Annotated in this window: 7 protein-coding genes and 1 tRNA gene; 7 read left to right on the forward strand and 1 reads right to left on the reverse strand. The window is 68.9% G+C overall.

Annotated elements, in window-relative coordinates:
- Positions 1 to 1,132, reverse strand: a 1,132-nt coding sequence (locus ACY45C_RS00330; RefSeq protein ID WP_462185675.1) for a pyridoxal phosphate-dependent aminotransferase, incomplete at its 3' end; no start/stop codon positions are given.
- Positions 1,133 to 1,491: 359 nt separating this feature from the next.
- Between ACY45C_RS00330 and ACY45C_RS00335 the strand changes: the two genes are divergently transcribed.
- From ACY45C_RS00335 to rplL, 7 genes are all read left to right on the forward strand, one after another.
- A tRNA-Trp gene (locus ACY45C_RS00335) sits at positions 1,492 to 1,564 on the forward strand.
- A 78-nt stretch (positions 1,565 to 1,642) separates the two neighbouring features.
- Positions 1,643 to 1,891 (forward strand): preprotein translocase subunit SecE, encoded by a 249-nt coding sequence (secE, locus tag ACY45C_RS00340; protein ID WP_462185676.1) that lies wholly within the window; start codon positions 1,643 to 1,645, stop codon positions 1,889 to 1,891.
- A gap of 156 nt (positions 1,892 to 2,047) precedes the next feature.
- Positions 2,048 to 2,848, forward strand: coding sequence for a transcription termination/antitermination protein NusG (gene nusG / locus ACY45C_RS00345; protein WP_462185677.1), 801 nt, complete (start codon positions 2,048 to 2,050; stop codon positions 2,846 to 2,848).
- Positions 2,849 to 2,883: 35 nt separating this feature from the next.
- The gene (rplK, locus tag ACY45C_RS00350; protein WP_462185678.1) at positions 2,884 to 3,318 is read left to right on the forward strand and encodes a 50S ribosomal protein L11; all 435 of its coding nucleotides are present in this window, start codon (positions 2,884 to 2,886) and stop codon (positions 3,316 to 3,318) included.
- Positions 3,319 to 3,455: 137 nt separating this feature from the next.
- The gene (gene rplA / locus ACY45C_RS00355; protein ID WP_462185679.1) at positions 3,456 to 4,172 is read left to right on the forward strand and encodes a 50S ribosomal protein L1; all 717 of its coding nucleotides are present in this window, start codon (positions 3,456 to 3,458) and stop codon (positions 4,170 to 4,172) included.
- 369 nt (positions 4,173 to 4,541) lie between these two features.
- Positions 4,542 to 5,105: a 50S ribosomal protein L10 gene (gene rplJ, locus ACY45C_RS00360; protein WP_462185680.1), complete on the forward strand. Its 564-nt coding sequence runs from the start codon at positions 4,542 to 4,544 to the stop codon at positions 5,103 to 5,105.
- A gap of 103 nt (positions 5,106 to 5,208) precedes the next feature.
- Entirely contained in the window at positions 5,209 to 5,601 is a 393-nt protein-coding gene (gene rplL / locus ACY45C_RS00365) for a 50S ribosomal protein L7/L12 (protein WP_462185681.1), read from the forward strand.
- Positions 5,602 to 6,401: the final 800 nt, after the last annotated feature.

Raw genomic sequence — 6,401 nt, forward strand, 5'->3', positions numbered from 1 at the left:
GTCGAGCGAAGCCGGGAGTCCCGAAGGCCTCACCCGGCACGATCGCGACCCCGGCCTCCTCAAGGATCAGCTGGCACAGATCCGCGGACGTGGTGGGGGTACGGCCGCGCAGGGTGCGTCCGAGCACGTCCTGCACCGACGGATAGCAGTAGAACGCCCCGTCGGGCAGTGGGCAGCGGATCCCGGGCGTCTGCGACAGCAGACGGTGCATCGTCTGCCGGCGGCGGTCGAAGGCGGTACGCATCTTGGCGACCGCGTCCAGCGGGCCGGCGACCGCGGCGAGCGCGGCGGCCTGGGCGACGTTCGAGACGTTCGATGTCGCGTGGGACTGGAGGTTGGTCGCGGCGGCCACGGCGTCCGCCGGCCCGATCAGCCACCCGACCCGCCATCCCGTCATCGCGTAGGTCTTCGCGACCCCGTTGACGATGATGCAGCGTTCCGCGAGCTCGGGTACCTCGGCGAGGACGGAGGCGAACCTCGTCTCGCCGTAGACCAGATGCTCGTAGATCTCGTCGCTGATGACCCAGATCCCGGCCTGCTCGGCCCACCGCCCGATCGCGCGGATCTCCTCGGGGGTGTGGACGGCGCCGGTCGGGTTCGACGGGGAGTTGAACAGCAGAACCTTGGTCCGCGGGGTGCGTGCCGCCTCCAGTTGTTCCACCGTCACCCGGTACCCGGCTTCCGGACCGGTGACGACGTCGACCGGGACACCCCCGGCCAGCCGGATCGACTCCGGGTAGGTCGTCCAGTATGGGGCGGGCAGGAGCACCTCGTCCCCCGGGTCGAGCAGCGTCGCGAACGCCGCGTAGACAGCCTGCTTGCCGCCGTTGGTCACCAGGACCTGGCTCGGTGAGACGATCACCCCCGAGTCTCGGGCGGTCTTCTCGGCGATGGCCTGCTTCAGCTCCGGCAGGCCCGCGGCCGGGCTGTAGCGGTGCATGCGGGGCTCGCGGCATGCCTTCTCGGCGGCGGCGACGATGTGGTCCGGGGTCGGGAAGTCCGGTTCCCCGGCGCCGAACCCGATCACGTCGCGGCCCGCGGCGCGCATCGCCTTGGCGGTGGCGTCGACGGCGAGCGTTGCGGAGGGTGCGATTCCCCCGATGCGGTGCGAGATCCTGCTCATGGCCGCCATGCTGCCACGGCTGTCACATGTGTGTCGGATGCACGTCGGACGTACCGCGGGATCCGTCCGGACCCTCCGGCAACGGTCGGCCCGTCCGGCCGCATCCGTTCGAACCTCCGTGACAGGCTGCCAGCCCCCGCTGCCCCCCGCTGCCGCCTCGGGCCCCCGCTGCCCCTCGACGCGATCGCCGTACGCGGAGTCGCCGTACGCGGAGTCCAGGCGGCAAAGGGGTATGCTCGATCCGCTCGGGTACCCATTCCGGTACATCACCGTGCGGCTGAGCTATGCACTACGTCTGGGCTATGTGCTACGTAGCGCATAGCCGGGGTATGGTGGCGTAGCGGTCGCAAGGATCCGGGTGTGTGTCTAGGGGCGTGGCTCAATTGGTAGAGCACCGGTCTCCAAAACCGGCGGTTGCAGGTTCGAGTCCTGTCGCCCCTGCGCTGTTCGACAGCTGGCTGGTCCGATGACCTGACTGGTCCGATGACGCTGGTCCGATGACGGAGTGGGTGGAGTTGAGTGGCGACCGATACCCGTGACGCGGCACCGCGCCCCAAGCGGGCTACGCGTGCCGCGGGTCGACGTCGGTATCGGCCACTTGTGTTCATCCGCGAGGTCATGGCGGAGCTACGGAAGGTCGTCTACCCCGGGCGGAGTGAGCTGATCACCTATGTGCTGGTCGTGCTCGTCTTCGTCAGCGTGATGACGGCCTTCGTGGCTATCCTCGACTTCGGCCTCACGAAGGCGGTTCTCGCGGTCTTCGGCTGACGGGCCCCACCGGCCGGACAGGCCGGGGCCGAGGCAGGCGGTGGTCGCTGGAGCTGCCCGTCGGCGAGCGGGCTGCCCGTCCGGCCCCACGCCCGCGCAGCGCCGCTCCGCGGGTCCACAGCAGCAGAAGTGTTCACGAGAGTAAGGATCGTCCGCGTGTCCCAGTCGCCCGAGCACGCCTCTTCCGAGCAGGGGGAGGCCCTCGCCCGTCTCGATCCCCTCGCGGCGTTCGAGCACGACGAGGTGGCGAGCACGGACGCTGGCGCCGGTCTCGGCGGCGTCTACGCCGCCGCCGAGACCGATCCCGAGACCGATCCCGAGGGTGCTTTCCCGGCCTCCCCGGCGGTCGGGACGGTGCCGCCGGCCCTGACGGACGACGATGCCGACGACGCCGATGACCTGCGGCGGGCGATCGAGGACGCGCCCGGCGAGTGGTACGTCGTGCACTCCTACGCGGGGTACGAGAACAAGGTCAAGACCAATCTCGAGACCCGGATCTCCAGCCTCAACATGGAGGACTACATCTTCCAGATCGAGGTGCCCACCGAGGAGGTCCCGGTGGTCAAGAACGGCAAGCGGCAGCTTGTCCAGCAGAAGAAGTACCCAGGTTACATCTACGTCCGGATGGATCTGACCGATCAGTCGTGGTCGGCGGTCCGCAACACCCCGGGTGTGACCGGGTTCGTCGGGCTCACCAACCGGCCCTCCCCGCTGCGCCGGGAGGAGGTCCTCTCGATCCTCGCCCCGGCTGCGCCGAAGGAGAAGAAGGTCGAGACCGTCCGGGTGCAGGAGTTCGAGGTCGGCGAGTCCGTCACCGTCATGGACGGCCCCTTCGCCACGCTCCCGGCGACCATCAGCGAGATCAACCTCGACGCCCAGCGGCTGAAGGTGCTGGTCTCGATCTTCGGTCGGGAGACGCCCGTCGAGCTGCAGTTCAATCAGGTCGCGAAGATCTGATCCGCTCCGTAGAACCCCGGTAGGAAGACGAGCACATGCCTCCCAAGAAGAAGAAAATCACCGCGATCATCAAGCTCCAGATCAACGCCGGCAAGGCCACCCCGGCGCCGCCGGTCGGCCCCGCGCTGGGTCAGCATGGCGTGAACATCATGGAGTTCTGCAAGCAGTACAACGCGGCGACCGAGTCGCAGGCCGGCAACGTCGTGCCGGTCGAGATCACCGTCTACGACGACCGGTCCTTCACCTTCGTCACGAAGACCCCGCCGGCCGCGCGGCTCATCCTCAAGGCCGCGGGCGTGGAGAAGGGCAGTGGCACCCCGCACCGGGACAAGGTTGCCAAGCTCACCGCGGCGCAGATCCGCGAGATCGCCCAGACCAAGCTCCCGGACCTCAACGCCACCTCGATCGAGGCCGCCGAGAAGATCATCGCTGGTACCGCCCGATCCATGGGTATCACGGTCGGCGAGTAGTACGCCCTCGAGTTTCCCCCACCGCCGGACCGACCAGTGGGAGGGCGGCCGGGCGCAGGTGCCGGGTGGACAGGACGTGTCCACGTCGCCGCGCCCCTTCGACGGCCGTCCGCCATCACCACGAGGAGACAGACAGTATGAAGCGCAGCAAGGCCTACCGCGCCGCGGCCGAGAAGATCAACTTGGAGAACCTCTACAGCCCGCTGGAGGCGGTCCGCCTCGCGCAGCAGACCTCGACGACGAAGTATGACGCGACGGTCGAGGTTGCGATCCGGCTCGGGGTCGATCCTCGTAAGGCCGACCAGATGGTCCGTGGCACGGTCAACCTGCCGCACGGCACCGGGAAGTCCCCCCGCGTCGCCGTCTTCGCCGCCGGGGAGAAGGCCGCTGAGGCGAGCGCGGCCGGGGCCGACATCGTCGGTAGCGACGACCTGGTCGCCCGGATCCAGGAGGGCTTCCTGGAGTTTGACGCGACCGTCGCGACGCCCGACCAGATGGCGAAGGTCGGTCGGATCGCTCGGGTCCTGGGCCCCCGCGGCCTGATGCCGAACCCGAAGACCGGCACCGTGACGCTGGACATCGGCAAGGCCGTCTCCGACATCAAGGGTGGAAAGATCAACTTTCGGGTAGACAAGCAGGGTAACCTGCATATCGTCATCGGGAAGACGAACTTCACTGACACCCAGCTGATCGAGAACTACACGGTTGCCCTGGATGAGATCGTCCGGGTGAAGCCGTCCGCGGCCAAGGGCCGGTACCTGAAGAAGGTCACCTTCACGACCACCATGGGCCCGGGTATCCCGGTCGACCCGAACCGCACCCGCAACCTGCTCGACGAGGGTGCCGCCGCCTGATCCGGCCCGTCCGGAGGCACCGCCGCGCGAAGCCATGCGTGCGGCCGCCGGGCGGGCGAACAGCGACGAACAGCCGCGGACAACAATCGCGTACACTGATATCCAGTTCCACACCGAAGACCGCTGGTTGCCGTCTCCGTTCCCGTCGAGGGTCACTCCTCGTCCGGTTCGACCGACGGCCGAAGGCCCCGGGTTCTCCGGGCGGCCCGCGCAGGTGACGGACGGGAAGCTCCGTGGCGGATGCACGCTACCGGGTGACGCACCCGGTAGCGCCACCGCCGCCCTTCACGCCCCGTGCGCCTGCGCCGGGGCGTTCGTCATGTTCCGGGGGCGTTTCCGGATGACCAGCCGACACCCCGAAGGAGCCCCATGGCGAAAGCTGAGAAGACCGCCGCGGTGGCGGAGATCGTCGAGGAGCTCCGTGGCTCGACCGCCGCGGTGCTCACGGAGTACCGCGGTTTGACGGTGAGCCAGCTCACCGAGCTGCGGCGTGCCCTCGGCGAGGGCACGCGCTACTCCGTGGTCAAGAACACTCTGACCAAGATTGCGGCGGAGCAGGCCGGGGTCACCGGACTCGACGACCTGTTCGTCGGGCCGACCGCTGTCGCTTTCGTCAGCGGCGACCCGGTCGAGGCGGCCAAGGGCCTGCGCGACTTCGCTCGGGCGAACCCGGCATTGGTGCTCAAGGGCGGCTTCGTCGAGGGCAAGCCGATGACCGCCGACGAGATTCGCAAGCTTGCGGATCTCGAGTCCCGCGAGGTCCTGCTGGCGAAGCTGGCCGGGGCGATGAAGGGCACGCTGGCCGGGGCCGTCGGGCTCTTCGCCGCTCCGCTGTCCCAGGTGGCCCGGCTTGCGGAGGCGCTGCGCGAGCAGCGCGAAGGCCAGTCCGTCGGCGCCGCCGAGCAGCCGGCCGCCGAGGCTGCCGCCGAATAGCCGAACGGCGCCACCATGGTGCCGCCCCGAGGTCACAATCAGGTCGCTCGCAGTCACGAGCAGGCCACCCCGAATCAGGCATGACAAGGAAGGAACCGCCACCATGGCGAAGCTGTCGACCGAAGAGCTGCTGGACGCCTTCAAGGAACTGACCCTGCTGGAGCTCTCGGAGTTCGTGAAGCAGTTCGAGGAGACCTTCGGCGTCACCGCCGCGGCTCCGGTCGCCGTGGCCGCAGCCCCGGCCGCCGATGGTGCGGGCGGCGAGGCGCCGGCCGCCGAGGAGCAGGACGAGTTCGACGTCATCCTTGAATCCGTCGGTGACAAGAAGATCCAGGTCATCAAGGAGGTCCGTGCGCTGACCAGCCTCGGGCTGAAGGAGGCCAAGGACCTCGTCGACGGGGCTCCGAAGCCGGTCCTGGAGAAGGTCGCCAAGGAGGCGGCGGACAAGGCGAAGGCGGCCCTCGAGGGCGCCGGCGCCACGGTCACCGTCAAGTAGTACCGGCAGTCCGAGCAGTACCGGCAGCACCTCGCTGCCCTGGGACGCCCCGCCCGGCGATGTCCGTCGCCGGGCGGGGCGTCTCTTGCGGCCGCTCGGCGTGGCCGTGGCGGACACCCCCGTGCCGGGGCACCTCTCTGCGGTGCCCCGGCACGTGCTGTCTGGAAGGCCCGGAAGGTCCACCGCAGGCGGCCCGATGCACAGATGGGCAGGTCGGGTCCGTTCGTGACGTTTTCCGAAGGGGGTTGACGGCCTCTGTGGATCGGAGTTCCATCAAGTTTGCGAACCCTCGTCGGGAGCAGATGCGGTGCGCTACGTCCTCCCTGCGTGGTCCCATCACGCAGATCCTTGCCAGCGGTGTGCCCTTCGGCTACACTGCTAGTTTGCGCTGCCCTTCTCGTTGTATCGACCTCGCCGACACCGTGCCGTTGGTGACGGTCGGCCCTGTTCGGGGGCTGGTATGCACCGTGAGGCGGTTCCGGTTACGTGGTCCGGAGCGGTACTCGCGGTCGGTCCGGGACGATGCGGAGGCGCGCTGGTCGTGCCGGAGTGTGGCACGGCTGTACGGCTGCCACACCGAGGACCCTGAGCGAGACCCTTGCCCATACACCGATCCGTTGTTCTCAGCGGACACTCGTGTCGCCGCGCGCACATGCCGTGGCGAGGCTTTCGCGTGCCCGTTGTCGGCCGCACATCCGCTACGCAGGACGCCCGGGGGTCGGCCTCCACGTCCCGCGGCCATCGTCTCACCGGTGGGGCACCCCCCGCCGCCGTTCCTGACAACCGTAGCGAGACACTGA

The organism is Frankia sp. CcWB2 (assembly GCF_977927585.1).

Bases quoted from the DNA above. Each gene is read 5' to 3' on its own strand.
- rplJ (WP_462185680.1), top strand. From the start codon at position 4,542: ATGGCGAAAGCTGAGAAGACCGCCGCGGTGGCGGAGATCGTCGAGGAG.
- rplL (WP_462185681.1), top strand. From the start codon at position 5,209: ATGGCGAAGCTGTCGACCGAAGAGCTGCTGGACGCCTTCAAGGAACTG.
- rplA (WP_462185679.1), top strand. From the start codon at position 3,456: ATGAAGCGCAGCAAGGCCTACCGCGCCGCGGCCGAGAAGATCAACTTG.
- rplK (WP_462185678.1), top strand. From the start codon at position 2,884: ATGCCTCCCAAGAAGAAGAAAATCACCGCGATCATCAAGCTCCAGATC.